Source organism: Streptomyces sp. NBC_01446, from assembly GCF_026340095.1.
Classification (GTDB): Bacteria; Actinomycetota; Actinomycetes; order Streptomycetales; family Streptomycetaceae; genus Streptomyces; species Streptomyces aureus.
In genome coordinates this window covers 2,022,853-2,036,385 of the sequence record NZ_JAPEPO010000001.1, presented here as the reverse complement: position 1 = coordinate 2,036,385, position 13,533 = coordinate 2,022,853, and the positions used below count along the sequence as shown (strand labels likewise).

The 13,533-nt window shown below is 70.8% G+C and carries 14 protein-coding genes and 3 pseudogenes; 14 read left to right on the top strand and 3 right to left on the bottom strand.

Going from position 1 to position 13,533, the window contains the following annotated elements; translation table 11 throughout:
• Positions 1-28 precede the first annotated feature (28 nt).
• Together OG456_RS09050 and OG456_RS09045 are read left to right on the top strand one after the other, a co-directional pair.
• Positions 29-2,077, top strand: coding sequence for an APC family permease (locus tag OG456_RS09050; RefSeq protein ID WP_266558977.1), 2,049 nt, complete (start codon positions 29-31; stop codon positions 2,075-2,077).
• Positions 2,078-2,189: 112 nt separating this feature from the next.
• Positions 2,190-3,521 carry a class I SAM-dependent RNA methyltransferase gene (locus tag OG456_RS09045; protein ID WP_266558975.1) on the top strand — a complete coding sequence of 444 codons (1,332 nt, stop codon included), beginning with the start codon at positions 2,190-2,192 and terminating at the stop codon, positions 3,519-3,521.
• A 65-nt stretch (positions 3,522-3,586) separates the two neighbouring features.
• Here the strand turns inward: OG456_RS09045 and OG456_RS09040 are convergent, their stop codons facing one another.
• A complete protein-coding gene (locus tag OG456_RS09040) occupies positions 3,587-3,796 on the bottom strand; it encodes a DUF397 domain-containing protein (RefSeq protein ID WP_266558973.1) in 210 nt (69 codons plus the stop codon).
• Positions 3,778-4,620, bottom strand: coding sequence for a helix-turn-helix transcriptional regulator (locus OG456_RS09035; RefSeq protein ID WP_266558971.1), 843 nt, complete (start codon positions 4,618-4,620; stop codon positions 3,778-3,780). The genes OG456_RS09040 and OG456_RS09035 overlap by 19 nt, the downstream gene beginning before the upstream one ends.
• A 225-nt stretch (positions 4,621-4,845) precedes the next feature.
• Here OG456_RS09035 and OG456_RS09030 point away from each other — a divergent pair, with 225 nt between their 5' ends.
• The 5 genes from OG456_RS09030 (at position 4,846) to OG456_RS09010 (ending at position 9,573) form a co-directional block, all read left to right on the top strand.
• Positions 4,846-5,145, top strand: a complete 300-nt coding sequence (locus OG456_RS09030; RefSeq protein WP_266558969.1) for a hypothetical protein — start codon at positions 4,846-4,848, stop codon at positions 5,143-5,145.
• Positions 5,146-5,219: 74 nt separating this feature from the next.
• Positions 5,220-5,447: a hypothetical protein gene (locus tag OG456_RS09025; protein ID WP_266569127.1), complete on the top strand. Its 228-nt coding sequence runs from the start codon at positions 5,220-5,222 to the stop codon at positions 5,445-5,447.
• A 221-nt stretch (positions 5,448-5,668) separates the two neighbouring features.
• Positions 5,669-8,356, top strand: a complete 2,688-nt coding sequence (locus OG456_RS09020; protein ID WP_266569126.1) for a LuxR C-terminal-related transcriptional regulator — start codon at positions 5,669-5,671, stop codon at positions 8,354-8,356.
• A 355-nt stretch (positions 8,357-8,711) separates the two neighbouring features.
• Entirely contained in the window at positions 8,712-9,236 is a 525-nt protein-coding gene (locus tag OG456_RS09015) for a hypothetical protein (RefSeq protein ID WP_266558967.1), read from the top strand.
• 127 nt (positions 9,237-9,363) lie between these two features.
• Positions 9,364-9,573, top strand: coding sequence for a hypothetical protein (locus OG456_RS09010; protein ID WP_266558965.1), 210 nt, complete (start codon positions 9,364-9,366; stop codon positions 9,571-9,573).
• Here OG456_RS09010 and OG456_RS09005 read toward each other — a convergent pair.
• Positions 9,574-9,747: pseudogene (locus tag OG456_RS09005) on the bottom strand (DUF2252 family protein); the annotation flags it as partial. It abuts the gene before it with no gap.
• A 166-nt stretch (positions 9,748-9,913) separates the two neighbouring features.
• Here OG456_RS09005 and OG456_RS09000 point away from each other — a divergent pair.
• From OG456_RS09000 to OG456_RS08970, 7 genes and pseudogenes are all read left to right on the top strand, one after another.
• Positions 9,914-10,576, top strand: a complete 663-nt coding sequence (locus OG456_RS09000) for an HdeD family acid-resistance protein (RefSeq protein ID WP_266558963.1) — start codon at positions 9,914-9,916, stop codon at positions 10,574-10,576.
• Between the two features lie 112 nt (positions 10,577-10,688).
• Positions 10,689-11,168, top strand: coding sequence for an SHOCT domain-containing protein (locus OG456_RS08995; RefSeq protein WP_266558961.1), 480 nt, complete (start codon positions 10,689-10,691; stop codon positions 11,166-11,168).
• Positions 11,169-11,203: 35 nt separating this feature from the next.
• Positions 11,204-11,626 carry a hypothetical protein gene (locus OG456_RS08990; RefSeq protein ID WP_266558959.1) on the top strand — a complete coding sequence of 141 codons (423 nt, stop codon included), beginning with the start codon at positions 11,204-11,206 and terminating at the stop codon, positions 11,624-11,626.
• 169 nt (positions 11,627-11,795) lie between these two features.
• Positions 11,796-12,064 (top strand): annotated as a pseudogene (locus OG456_RS08985) (hypothetical protein); the annotation flags it as partial.
• Positions 12,065-12,166, top strand: a pseudogene (locus OG456_RS08980) (aminopeptidase); the annotation flags it as partial.
• A gap of 169 nt (positions 12,167-12,335) precedes the next feature.
• Complete coding sequence (locus OG456_RS08975) at positions 12,336-12,761, top strand: cupredoxin family copper-binding protein (RefSeq protein WP_266558957.1); 426 nt, start codon at positions 12,336-12,338, stop codon at positions 12,759-12,761.
• Positions 12,762-12,805: 44 nt separating this feature from the next.
• Positions 12,806-13,273, top strand: coding sequence for a hypothetical protein (locus tag OG456_RS08970; protein ID WP_266558955.1), 468 nt, complete (start codon positions 12,806-12,808; stop codon positions 13,271-13,273).
• Positions 13,274-13,533 lie beyond the last annotated feature (260 nt).

Genomic DNA, 13,533 nt, shown 5'->3' with positions numbered 1-13,533 from the left:
CCCCGTTCGAACGCTTACGATCCTCTGCGTGTCCAAACTGACCGACGTGCCCAAACGGATCTTGATCGGGCGCGCTCTGCGCAGCGACCGGCTCGGAGAAACGCTCCTGCCGAAGCGCATCGCCCTCCCCGTTTTCGCCTCCGACCCGCTGTCCTCCGTGGCCTATGCGCCGGGAGAGGTGCTGCTGGTCCTCTCCATCGCGGGCGTGTCGGCGTACCACTTCAGCCCCTGGATCGCCGTCGCGGTCGTGGTGCTGATGTTCACCGTGGTCGCCTCCTACCGCCAGAACGTCCACGCGTACCCGAGCGGCGGCGGTGACTACGAGGTCGCGACCACGAACCTCGGCCCCAAGGCCGGACTCACCGTCGCGAGCGCCCTCCTCGTCGACTACGTCCTCACCGTCGCCGTGTCGATCGCCTCCGGCATCGAGAACCTCGGCTCGGCGATCCCGTTCGTCGTCGAGCACAAGGTCCTGTGCGCCGTCATCGTCATCGTGCTGCTCACGCTGATGAACCTGCGCGGCGTGAAGGAGTCCGGGAAGCTCTTCGCCATCCCGACCTACGTCTTCGTGGCCGGCGTCTTCATCATGATCGCGTGGGGCGCGTTCCGCGGGCTCGTCCTCGACGACACCATGAAGGCGCCCACCGCCGACTTCCACATCAAGGCCGAACACCAGGGTCTCGCGGGCTTCGCCCTCGTCTTCCTGCTGCTGCGCGCGTTCTCCTCCGGCTGTGCCGCGCTCACCGGTGTCGAGGCGATCAGCAACGGCGTACCGGCGTTCCGCAAGCCGAAGTCGAAGAACGCGGCGACCACGCTCGCGGCGATGGGCCTGCTGGCCGTCACCATGTTCTGCGGCATCATCGCCCTGGCCATGTCGACCAACGTCCGCATGGCCGAGAACCCGGCGACCGACCTGATCCACAACGGCGTCGCGGTCGGCGGGAGCTACGTCCAGAACCCGGTGATCTCCCAGGTCGCCGAGGCCGTCTTCGGTAAGGGCAGCTTCCTCTTCATCATCCTCGCCGCGGCCACCGCGCTGGTCCTCTTCCTCGCGGCCAACACCGCGTACAACGGCTTCCCGCTCCTCGGCTCGATCCTCGCCCAGGACCGCTACCTGCCGCGCCAGCTGCACACCCGCGGCGACCGCCTCGCGTTCTCGAACGGCATCGTGCTCCTCGCCGGCGCCGCGGCGCTCCTCGTCGTCATCTACGGCGCCGACTCGACGCGACTGATCCAGCTGTACATCGTCGGCGTGTTCGTCTCGTTCACGCTGAGCCAGACCGGCATGGTCCGGCACTGGAACCGCCATCTGCGCACCGAGAAGGACCAGGCCAAGCGCCGCCACATGGTCCGCTCGCGCGCCATCAACACCTTCGGCGCGTTCTTCACCGGCCTCGTGCTCGTCGTGGTCCTCGTCACGAAGTTCACGCACGGCGCCTGGGTCGCCCTCCTCGGCATGTGCATCTTCTACGCGACGATGACCGCGATCCGTAAGCACTACGACCGCGTGGCCGAGGAGATCCAGGCCCCCGAGACGCCGACCGACGACAGCGTCCGGCCGTCCCGCGTCCACTCGATCGTCCTCGTCTCCAAGATCCACCGCCCGACGCTGCGCGCCCTCGCCTACGCGAAGCTCATGCGCAGCGACACCCTCGAGGCGCTCAGCGTGAACGTCGATCCGGCCGAGACGAAGGCCCTGCGCGAGGAGTGGGAGCGGCGCGGCATCGACGTACCGCTCAAGGTCCTCGACTCGCCCTACCGCGAGATCACGCGCCCGATCATCGAGTACGTGAAGAGCCTGCGCCGCGACTCCCCGCGCGACGCGGTCAGCGTGATCATCCCCGAGTACGTGGTCGGCCACTGGTACGAGCACCTGCTCCACAACCAGTCCGCCCTGCGCCTCAAGGGCCGCCTCCTGTTCACCCCCGGCATCATGGTCACCTCCGTGCCCTACCAGCTGGAGTCCTCCGAGGCCGCCAAGAAGCGGGCCCGCAGGCGCTCCGAGTGGAACGCGCCGGGTGCGGTGCGCCGCGGCCCGGTCGAGAAGCGCCCGAAGGAGCCCTCGAACAAGGGCTGACCCCCTCGGCTGTCGTGTGGCGAGCGGCCGGACAACACCCACGTAGACTGGTGGGCTGTTGTCCGGCCGTTCGCCGTGTCCCTTGCTTTCTTACGTTGTGGAGTCCCCCGCCATGCAGGCAGAACCGAAGAAGTCGCTGGTCGGGGAGGAGTACGAGGTCGAGATCGGCCCCGTCGCCCATGGTGGCCACTGCATCGCCCGCACGAACGAGGGCCAGGTCCTGTTCGTCCGGCACGCGCTGCCCGGCGAGAAGGTCGTGGCCCGCGTCACGGACGGCGAGGAAGGCGCCCGCTTCCTGCGCGCCGACGCGGTCACCGTCATCGAGGCGTCCAAGGACCGCGTCGAGGCGCCCTGCCCGTACGCCGGCCCCGGCCGCTGCGGCGGCTGCGACTGGCAGCACGCCAAGCCGGGCGCGCAGCGCCGCCTCAAGGGCGAGGTCATCGCCGAGCAGCTCCAGCGCCTCGCGGGCCTCACGCCCGAGGAGGCCGGCTGGGACGGCACGGTCATGCCGGCCGAGGGCGACAAGCTCCCGGCGGGTGAGGTCCCGCAGTGGCGCACGCGCGTGCAGTACGCGGTCGACCCCGACACCGGGAAGGCCGGCCTGCGCCGCCACCGCTCGCACGAGGTCGAGCCGGTCGAGCACTGCATGATCGCGGCGCCGGGCGTCTCCGAACTCGGCATCGAGAAGCGCGACTGGACGGGCATGGAGTCCATCGAGGCGATCGCGGCGACGGGCTCCCAGGACCGCCAGGTCATCCTGACCCCGCGCCCCGGCGCACGCCTGCCCCTGGTCGAACTCGACAAGCCGGTCTCCGTGCTGCGCGTCGACGAGAAGGACGGCGGCATCCACCGGGTCCACGGCCGCGGGTTCGTCCGCGAGCGCGCCGACGGCCGCACGCACCGCGTCGGCAGCGGCGGTTTCTGGCAGGTGCACCCGCAGGCGGCGGACACGCTGGTCAAGGCCGTCATGCAGGGCCTGCTGCCCCGCAAGGGCGAGATGGCGCTCGACCTGTACTGCGGCGTCGGCCTCTTCGCCGGCGCGATCGCGGACCGCATCGGCGACCAGGGCGCGGTGCTGGGCATCGAGTCGGGCAAGCGCGCGGTCGAGGACGCCCGTCACAACCTGGCCGCGTTCGACCGCGTCCGCATCGAACAGGGCAAGGTCGAATCGGTCCTCCCGCGTACGGGCATCACCGAGGTCGACCTGATCGTCCTGGACCCGCCGCGTGCGGGGGCGGGCAAGAAGACGGTGGAGCACTTGGCGTCGCTCGGCGCCCGCCGCATCGCCTACGTGGCCTGCGACCCGGCAGCCCTGGCCCGCGACCTGGCGTACTTCCGCGACAGCGGCTACAAGGTCCGGATGCTGCGGGCGTTCGACCTGTTCCCGATGACGCACCACGTGGAGTGCGTGGCGATTCTGGAACCGGTGAAGAAGGACGCCTGACCTGGTTGTTTGGCGAGTGTGCGGCCCCGCGGATCGAACCGTCGCGGGGCCGTCGGCCTGCTCGTTCAGGCGCTCAGCTGTCCGCCCTTGACCGCTGAGACGAAGGAGGACCAGCCAGCGGCCGGGAACACGAGAACCGGCCCGTGCGACACCTTGCTGTCCCGTACCGGGACGATGACCGCGAAGTCATCGGAGACCTCGACGCACGCGCCACCGTCCTGGTTGCTGTAGCTGCTCTTCCGCCAAGAAGCGTCGCTCAGGTCGATGGTTCGCACGTTGCTTCCTCCAACATCCGCAGAATGAACTTGCGCGATTCCGCCGGGGTGAGCGCCAAGTCGCGCACCGCATCGTACGTCTTCTGCAAACGCACAACAGGTGCGGATTCCTCGATGAGTTCGCCCCGGTATCCGTTCTCGGTATACGCGACGGTCCTGCCCTCGGGAAGGAGCAGGTACCACATGTCTGCGCTCATGAGACCGTGCAGCCCTGCACTGTGCAGAAGCACGTGGACCGTCACATGGGGACGATCCGCAGCTTCCCTCAGGTACTCCAACTGCCCACGCCACTCCGCCACTTCCCGCAACGGCGTCCGCAGCACCGCCTCCGACAGGATCGTCCGGAACGGCGGCGCGTCCTCTCCCTCCAGCAACTCCCGCCGCCCCATCCGGGCCTCGACCTGCTGCTCCAGTTCCTTCCCCCGGAGTCCGCCCGCCCCCAGCACCTCGCGCGCATACCCCGGCGTCTGCAACAACCCCGGCAGCACGCTCACCGCGAAATGCCACAGACTCACCGCCTCGGCCTCCAGCGCCATGTACCGCCGGTACCGCTCGCGGAACTGCGTATGGTCCCCGGCGGCGAGCTCCCACAGCGCCAGTAACAGCCCCGGCGTCCCGTAGTGCTGGTCCAGGGCCTGGACGACCTCGGGGCTGCCGAGCGTCTCGCCCTTCTCCATCTTGCCGAACAGGGAGTAGTCCCAGCCCAGCCGTTCGCCGAGCTGCCGCAGACTCGTCCCGCTCCCGGCCCGCAGGGTCCGCAGCTCCTCGGCGAACCTCTGACGCGGCTCCTGGCTGCGGCCGGTGATGACCCGTCGCTGCGGCATACGGCCGACTCCCCTCCGAGCCGCCGGCTCGTGGTCGGTGTGGAAGGTGTGGAACCAGCGCCGTAGGACGGGGAAGCACCGCACGTCCACGGCGTGATCGGTCACATCCGGGCGCATCCTCGTAACACCCGGACTACGCAGCGTAATTCACGCAGCTTGCCGGGGTCATGGAATCCGTCGGACCGACGAACCCGACAGACCGACCGGCGAAGGACGAGGACACGTATGCCCCCCACGCACCGGCCCCCGCACCACTCGATCACCCCCGCTACCGGCCACACCGCCATCGTCACGGGCCCTTCGAAACCCCGTACGCCCCAGGTCCAGGAAGCGCTCGACGCACGCGACGCCCTGGCCGGCGCTCTCAGCCAGGCAGGAGTCCAGCTCCCCGCGATGGACGTCCGCACCCCATGGGCGGGCGACGGGGAGGGCGAGACCCGCTACGCGCTCGTCCACCTCGGGGTCTGCTCGGCGCCTGTGGCGCTGCAGCTGGCGGCTGTGATCGCCAAGGGGGTCGGTTCGTGACGCCGGAGCCGGTCCCGTTCCTGGAGGTGGGAGACGCTGTCCACGACACCGTGCGGCACCGGTTCGGGCGGGTCATGGGCCATGAGGGGCCTTACCTCCAGATCCGTCCGCTGGCCGGTGGCCGCGAATGGGACGCCGATCCGGGCCACCTCCGACTCCTGACCCAGGACGAGTTGCTGCGCGCCCTGGTTGCCGAGGCGAACGCCCGCAGCAGGCAGGGCATCTGGCGGCGCGGCGGTCCACCGAGCACGGAATCCCGCCGACGCCCTCCTCGTGATCCACGCGCTGACCACCCAGGATGACGAGAACCGTCTCGGCGGCCCGGTGGGCTTCCTGATCCGCCCGCGCGCGGAGAACCGGAGGGCATGCCTCGAGAGTGCGGTGACCACTGGTGTGCGGGTGCCGGCACGCCCTGCATTCCCCGTCGAGAAATCCGCCCCCGCGCGCGTGGCCGGAAAGGCTGGGACCCTGGGGGCGAGAGGGCCCATGACCCGACCCCTGACAGTCAGCGGTGGTGAGCGCTGTGGCGGAGATCCACGAGCATGCTCCTGGACGGGCTGATCCAAGCGTTCCGCGCGTGGATCCTCTGGGGGACTCGATTCTCCGCACGCGGATCGCCCTGCCGACGCGGCCCGCCGCCTACCTGCGGCGGCAGCGGCTCGACCGGCACCTCGACAAGGCTCTTCGGACGCGGCTGACCCTGATCAACGGAGCGGCGGGCGCGGGCAAGACCCTGCTGGCCGCCGACTGGGCCGCCGGCCTGCCACAGCCGGTCGCCTGGCTCACCGCTGAGGACGAGGACCGGCAGCCCGGTGTGTTCTGGGCGTACGTGCTGGAGGCTCTGCGCGCGTGCGGTGCGCCGGTCTCCGGCGCGGTCGGGGTCCCGATGGAGGCGGCGCGCGTGGACCGCAAGCTGCTGGCGGCCCTCGCCGCCGATCTGGACGCACGTCAGCAGCCCGTGACCCTCGTGGTCGACGAGTTCGACCGCGTGACCAACCCCGAGGTCGCCGAGCAGCTGGAATTCGTCCTGCACCACGCCGGGCAGGGCATGCGCCTGGTCCTGGTCACCCGCACCGAACCCCTGCTGCCGTTGCACCGCTATCGGGCGGCCGGCGAGCTGACGGAGCTGCGTGGCGCCGAGCTGGCCTTCACTCCCGAGGAGGCCGTCTCGCTGCTGGAACTGCACGGTCTGCGCCTGCCGGTCGACGCCGCGCGCGGCCTGGTGGACCGCACCCGGGGCTGGGCCGCCGGCCTGTGCCTGTGTGCCCTGGCCGCGCGAGAGAGCGCGGCCCCGGAGCTCTATCTGAAGGAGTTCGAGGCGGACCGGAGCGCGGTCGCGGACTTCCTGCTGGCCGAGGTGCTCAAGCGGCAGCCGGAGGCGACACAGGATCTCCTGCTGCGCGTCAGCGTCCTCCAGCGTTTCAGTCCTGATCTGGCGAACGCGCTGACCGGGCGGACCGACGCCGAGGCCCTGCTCGTCGAGCTGCACCGCGCGAACGCGTTCGTCGAGGATCTCGGGCACGCGTGGTACCGGCTCCACCCGCTGTTCGGGGAGATACTCCGGGCCCACCTGCGGGTCCGCCTGCCCGGCCTTGAGCCCGAGCTCCACCGACGTGCCGCGCTGTGGCTGCGCCGTTCCGGATCCCTCCCGGAGACACTCGCTCACGGCGCCGCCTCGGGCGACTGGGGTTTCACCGCCGGAGCCCTCGTCGACGACCTGGCGATCGGACAGCTCTTCACCGGCCTGCGCTCGGGAGACCTCGACCAGTTGTTCGCCGCGATGGACCCCGACGCCACCGGCCCCGCGACGGAGCTCGTCCGGGCGGCCCGCGACCTGTCCCGGTGCGACGTCGAGCGCGGTCTGTCCCATCTGCGCCGCGCCGAGGAGCGGCTTGCCGCCGACCCGCACGCCGGGGCGGCCGCACAACTGAGCTGTGCGCTGCTGGAGACGCTGGCCGCCCGGCTGACCGGTTCTCCCGAGCAGGCCGAGGAGGCCGCGGAGGCGGCCGCCCGGCTCCGGCGGGAGGTCCCGGAGCACCTCCTGGACAGGCATCCCGAACTCCATGCGCTCCTCATGACCCATCTCGGCTCCACCCGCCTGTGGGCCGGGCGCTTCGAGGACGCGCGCGCCGCCCTGACCACAGTGGCGGGCACGCATGGCGAGGCGTCCACCGTGCTGCCCCGTGAGGAGTCGCTGGGGCACCTGGCACTGATCGACTACCTGAACGGCTGGATCGGCAGGGCGGAGCGCAAGGCTCTCGCGGGTGCCTCCGAGGCGGAGAGGTTCCGCCCGCCCGAGCCGGGCGTCTCCGGTGCCGGCACGGGCATCGGGTTGCTGGTGCTGGCCGCCGTGGCCGTGGACCGCGACGAGCTGAGCCGGGCGCAGACCCTTCTCGACGAGACGGCCCCACTCCCCTCCGCGACGCACGATCCGGTGATCGCCGCGGGACGGGCCCTCACCAAGGCGCGTCTCCTGCTGGTCCAGGGCCACGCTCGGGCCGCCGTCGAGGCGGCGGACCCAGGCATCCGCGTCTCCGTCGCCTCGCCCTGGGCGGCGGGCCAGGAGGCGCTGGTCGTTTCGGCCGCGCACATGGCCGAAGGACGGCCTCGGATGGCCGCCGATGTGCTCCAGGACGTCTCCGGCGACCAGCCGGCCTGTGCTGTGGAAGCCGCGCGGATGCTGCTCGCCGCAGGTCGCCCGGAAGAGGCCGTCGGTCTGCTCGACAGCATCGACACCGGGGGCCGGATCGGGCCGGCGGTGACCGTTCGGGCAGTGCTGGTCAGGGCACAGGCCGCGCAGGCGGCGGGAGACGACGCCACAGCACACAGGCTCGTCGCGCAGGCACTCCTCAGCGCCCGGCGCGAGCAGCTTCGCAGACCCTTCCTCGACGCGCGGCCGTGGATCCGGCCTCTGCTGTCCACCGCCCCGCTCCAGGAGCTGGCCGCGGACTGGCTGACGCCCGCTCCGTCGCGTCCTGGTGAACCGGCCCCGGTCGACGGGCAGCCCTCTCCGCTCGTCGTGGAGTTGAGCGGACGCGAGCGGGATGTGCTGGAGCGGCTGGCCCGGATGATGTCGACCGAGGAGATCGCCGCAGACCTCTACGTGTCGGTGAACACGGTGAAGACCCACCTCAAGAGCGTCTACCGGAAGCTGGCGGTGAACCGGCGCAACGAAGCGGTGCGCCGCGCGCGCGAACTCGGACTGGTGTGATCGGACTGGTGTGAACGGTCCTCGGCGGCCGGACCGAACACGCCGGCCTGCCGCGAGCGCAGTCCCTCCCCCGTGGCGGGTGAGGCGCGGTGCGAGCTCCTCGGCTGCGATGGGAAGGGCGGCGGCGCCGGACCGCCGCCGTCCGGGGTCGAGGCCGTCACGGACTTGACTCCTGCGCCACGGCGCGGCTCGACGGTCTGACAGCGGCGATCCTCGCCACCGGCGGCATCACCCTCCTCAGCTTCCTGGTCACACCCCGGCTGCCGGCCGGCAGAGCCGTCCCCGCCCGCAGGACGCCGACGCTCCGGCCGGGGCGACCGGACCGACGCCCTGAGCCGAGCCCGAGGAGGCACCAGTGTCCCGAACCAGCGGACCCGTCACGGGCCGACCGGACAGAGCCGAGCGCCGAGCACGTGCCGACTACACGGGCGGCGTCTACGGCTCCCTCCTCGCGGCCTCCGTGGTCGTCGGCGCCGGCTCACTGGGCTCCTTTCCCCGCGCGGAACTGGTGCTGCTGCTGTTGCTCACCGGCGTGGTGTTCTGGATCGCGCACGTACACGCGCAGCTGTTCGGAGCGCGGCTGGCGCGGCGTAACGCACTGGACCGCGGGACCGTGCTGCGCGTGTGCCGCGACGAGTGGCCGATCGTCAATGCGGCCGTCCCGCCCGCCGCCGCGGTGGCCCTCAGCCCTCTCCTCGGGCTGGACGTGAAGGGCGCGCTCTGGCTGGCGCTGTCGGTCGCCGTGGCCGGGCAGGTGGGCTGGTCCGTGGCCGCTGCACGCCGGGCCGGTGCCCCCCGGCGTCTCATGGCCGGCACCGCCTTGGTCAACCTGGTGCTCGGCCTGCTGATCATCACCTTCAAGATCGTCCTGAAGCACTGAGCGGATCGTCGTGTGCCGGAGAAGGCAGGTCACCTGTACCGGGTGAGGCCCGGCCGGACGCAGAGGCGGACGCTCGCAGGTGAGGACGTCGCCCACCCGCCCCACGCTGCTCGCGGGAGAAAAGCCCATGCGTTACGAGATCCGCGTCGAGGGACACATGTCGGAAACGCTGACCAAGGCCTTCCCGGAGCTGGGCCACGTGAAGATGGCCGGCCAGACGGTCCTGTTCGGCCCCGTCGTGGACGATGCGCACTTGTACGGGCTGCTGGCCCGGTTCCAGTCGCTGGGACTGCGGGTGCTGGAGATGAGGCAGCTGCCGGAGGGCCGGGCCGACTGATCAGAGGCGCTCTGCCCTGATCCGCCCGGAGCGGCAGGCCGCTCCCAGCGCCTCGAAGTCCCGTTCGTTCTGGTCGGCGCAGGACTGGGCGAACCCGGTGGGGGCACGGTCGAATCGGCCGCTGGCGCCCAGGTACGCGGCGACAGCGATGCGGTCGGCAGGGCGTGCGAACGCCCCGGTTCCACCCCTTCGCCCTGGCGGCGCCGCCGCCGACGGATCACCCGCCAGGGGTGACCCGGCGGGCTGCGGCGCGCGGGACGCTGAGGCGGTCAGGTTCCCGCGTACCGCCGGCCCCTTCAGCGGTCCGGGAACGCCCCGCTCGATCATGCGAGGAGGAGCCATGACCATGCCGCATGGTCCGGCGCCGCACACCGGACCGGAACCCCCCGCCGGCGGGGCGGCCCCCCGGCCGGTCGACGATCCCGCCGACGCACTGGCACGACTGGGCCGCTCATGGACCTGGATCCTGGGCTCGGCGGTCGTCACGCTGGTGCCCGGCATCCTGATCCTGGTCTGGCCGGCGGAGACACTGCACGTTCTGGCGGTCCTCATCGGCCTGTACCTGCTGGTCATGGGGGTGTTGCGGTTCGTGGCGGTCTTCGCGCGGGACGAGCAGGGCGAACGGCTGTCGGGGCTGCTCATCGCCGTGCTGTTCCTGCTGGCCGGGGTGCTGTGCCTGCGGAACCCGCTGCAGACCATCACCGCGCTCTCCCTGATCGTCGGCGTCGTCTGGCTGGTGTCCGGCGTCCTCACCCTCTACACCGCCATCGCCGCCAAGGACCTGCCGCACCGCGGCGTGCTCGTGGGCGTCGCGGTGCTCGGCATCGTCGCGGGGATCGTCGTACTGGCCCTGCCCGCCGAGTCGGCGCAGGCCCTGACCCGGCTGCTCGGCCTGTGGCTCGTCCTGCTCGGTCTGGCCGAGGCGGCGGTCGCCTTCGCCTGGCGGTCCGCGCTTCGGAAGGCGGGCGTCACGGGCTCGTCCGGCCAGGCCCCGACGGCCTGACACCCCACCCGCCGAGTTCACCCCCGTCGGGTGAGGCCACCCGGCCCCCGTCGGCCCACGCTGAAGACGCAGGCAAAGGTGGCTGGGCGAGCGCCCGGGACGGAGAAGAGACATGAACGCGCAGACCTACCTGGCGTACGACTATCCCCTGATGAGCGTCTTCTGGAGCATGCTCTGGTTCTTCCTGTGGATCATGTGGTTCGTCCTGCTGTTCCGCGTCATCGGCGACATCTTCCGCGACGACGGCATGAGCGGCTGGGGGAAGGCCGGCTGGCTGGTGCTCACCGTCTTCCTGCCTTTCCTGGGCGTCTTCGTCTACATGATCGCCCGTGGCAAGAACATGGGCCGCCGGGAGATCGCGCAGGCCCGTGAGCAGCAGAAGGCCTTCGACAGCTACATCAAGAAGACCGCGGGCGTCACGGACCGGCCCAGCAGCGTCGACGAGCTGGCCAGGCTGTCCGAGATCCGCGCGCGCGGCGACATCACGGACGAGGAGTTCATCAAGGCGAAGCAGCTGGTGCTGGCCGGCCACGGTCCGGCCGAAGGCCCGGGTACCGACACCGCCTCCGGCTCCTCCGGCTCCGGACGCTGAGCGCGTGCCGGACGAACACGAAACGAGGCACCACCATGACCGCGACACACTCGCAGCCGGCCGACACGACGAAGCAGGCGTGGGCAGGCGGCCTGACGATCTTCGCCGGCATCATGCTCATGCTCGTCGGGGTGCTCGGTATCTGCCGGGGCATCATGGGGATCGCCAAGGACGACGTCTTCGTCACCACACGCAACTACGTCTTCCAGTTCGACCTGACCAGCTGGGGCTGGGTCCACCTCGTCCTGGGCGTACTCGCGGTGATCATCAGCTTCGGGCTGATCCAGACCGCGACGTGGGCACGCGTCGGCGGTGTGGTCATCGCCGGACTCGTCATCATCGCCAACTTTCTTTCCCTGCCCTACTACCCGATCTGGTCGGTCGTGCTGATCGCGTTCTCGGGCTTCGTCATCTGGGCGCTGTGTGTGGTCCGGAAAGACGAGTCCGACTGGTTCTAGGGCGCACCTCACGGCGTGTGAGCAGTCATCCCTCACAGCCCCCGGCCGGCCGGTGTGTGGCGGGCGTAACCGCCCGTGATCACTTGGGGTTGACGTCGGGGTAACGGGCATTTCGTACGGTCGGGTGGTCTCATCCGACCGTACGAATGTGGGCGCACGGTGGCCGCAGGTGCGGACCGTGTGCTCGTACTGCGGGGTGGGCTGCGGGACGGTGCTCGACGCCGCCACCGGGTCCGACGGGCGCCGGAAGGTTCTCAAGGCGTCGGGTGACAAGGTCCCGCCAATTTCGGGCGGCTGTTCACCAAGGGCGCGACCACGGCCGACATGCTGGCCGCCCCCGGGCGGCTGAGCTCCGCGCTGGTGCGGGCGTAGCGCGGGGCCGAGCCGGTGCCCGTCGCCGTGGACGAGGCGATCACGTCCACGGCGCGGCGCCTGCGTGACCGGGCCGGACGCGCCTGCCACTGGATCCTGGAGATCCACCTGATCGACCGCGAGCGCGGCTTCGGCGGCTTCCACGAGGAACTTCTCGACCTGGGATGACCGGATGCGGGCCGTTGTGTAGGCCGTTCAGGCGCTGTCGCTCGTGCGTCGGCCCCCTCCTGCCGACATCTCTCAGCGGTGCCCGTGTTCACCGTCGTACGGACGGATCCGTGCATGGGCCGGGCTCCTGCCGGACATCGGCGTGCCCCGCACACCACTTGGAGACACGATGTCCATGCGCCACCGCCGACCGCACACGGCCCTGATCGTCGCCGCCCTGTGTCTGGTCACCACCCTCACCGGATGCTCGGACTCGGGCGGCGGGACCCCCTCCAGCAGCACCCCGCCCGCCTCCGCCTCCGCCCCGGCCTCGGCGTCTCCCTCGTCCTCCGAGAGCGGTAAGGGCGAAGTGAAGGTCACCATCAAGGACTTCGCCTTCCACCCGGCCACGTTCGAGGTCAGCCCCGGCACGAAGATCACCGTCACGAACGAGGACTCGGCCACGCACACGCTGACCGCCGACGACCAGTCCTTCGACACCGGCAACCTCGCGCAGGGGAAGTCGGCCACCATCACCGCGCCGTCCAAGCCGGGCTCGTACTCCTACATCTGCTCCATCCACCCGAACATGAAGGGCACCCTCACGGTCCGCTGACGTCGGCGCACCCCGCACGCCCTCGTCACCGGGAGGCCCCCGCCATGTCCCACGAACCGACCGAGCCCCCGTCCGCCCGCCCCGCGCGCCGGCCATGGCGCGCGGCGGCCCGCATCCTCGCCGCCGCCGGACTCGCCGTCAACGCTTATGTGCACGCGGACCTCGCGTCCCGCTACGACCCCGTCAGCGCCGCGATCGGCCAGGGCTCCCTCTTCAGGATCGAGGCCGCCCTCGCCGCGCTCGCCGCCGTGCTCGTCCTGTTCTGGCGCCGGTCCCTCGGTGACGTCTTCGCCTGGCTCACCGCGGCCGGCGGGCTCGCCGCCCTGCTCGTCTACCGCTACGTCGACGTCGGCGCATTCGGGCCGCTGCCCAACATGGACGAACCCCTCTGGTACGCGGAGAAGGACCTCGCGGTGATCTCGCAGGTCGTGACCGTCGTGGCGATGACGCTCCTCCTGGCCGGCCGGGGGCGCGAACGCTTCCTGATCCGGCGGTCGGCCTCCGGACACTGAGTGATATCTGTTCCGGCGAGCGCAGAAATTGAGGGCGGAAGGCTGAAGTTTTTCCGGGCGGCGGGGCCAGGAAATTGGAGTTCCGTGGCGATTTCGGGGCGGCATGCTACTGTTGGATTTAGTTGCAGTTGTGGTTCCCAAAAACTTCGAGTGCCTCCGCCGGGATATTTGATCCGGCGGGAGCGCTTCTGTGTTTCCGGTGTCCTTTCCGGGCGGGGCGATGATCGCGGCGACAGGAGTTCGCACAGTGCGGGCTCCGG

Bases quoted from the DNA above. Each gene is read 5' to 3' on its own strand.
- OG456_RS09000 (WP_266558963.1), top strand. From the start codon at position 9,914: ATGACCATGCCGCATGGTCCGGCGCCGCACACCGGACCGGAACCCCCC.
- OG456_RS08995 (WP_266558961.1), top strand. From the start codon at position 10,689: ATGAACGCGCAGACCTACCTGGCGTACGACTATCCCCTGATGAGCGTC.
- OG456_RS09010 (WP_266558965.1), top strand. From the start codon at position 9,364: ATGCGTTACGAGATCCGCGTCGAGGGACACATGTCGGAAACGCTGACC.
- OG456_RS09030 (WP_266558969.1), top strand. From the start codon at position 4,846: ATGCCCCCCACGCACCGGCCCCCGCACCACTCGATCACCCCCGCTACC.
- OG456_RS08975 (WP_266558957.1), top strand. From the start codon at position 12,336: ATGTCCATGCGCCACCGCCGACCGCACACGGCCCTGATCGTCGCCGCC.
- OG456_RS09035 (WP_266558971.1), bottom strand. From the start codon at position 4,620: ATGCCGCAGCGACGGGTCATCACCGGCCGCAGCCAGGAGCCGCGTCAG.
- OG456_RS09025 (WP_266569127.1), top strand. From the start codon at position 5,220: ATGGGCCATGAGGGGCCTTACCTCCAGATCCGTCCGCTGGCCGGTGGC.
- OG456_RS09045 (WP_266558975.1), top strand. From the start codon at position 2,190: ATGCAGGCAGAACCGAAGAAGTCGCTGGTCGGGGAGGAGTACGAGGTC.
- OG456_RS08990 (WP_266558959.1), top strand. From the start codon at position 11,204: ATGACCGCGACACACTCGCAGCCGGCCGACACGACGAAGCAGGCGTGG.
- OG456_RS08970 (WP_266558955.1), top strand. From the start codon at position 12,806: ATGTCCCACGAACCGACCGAGCCCCCGTCCGCCCGCCCCGCGCGCCGG.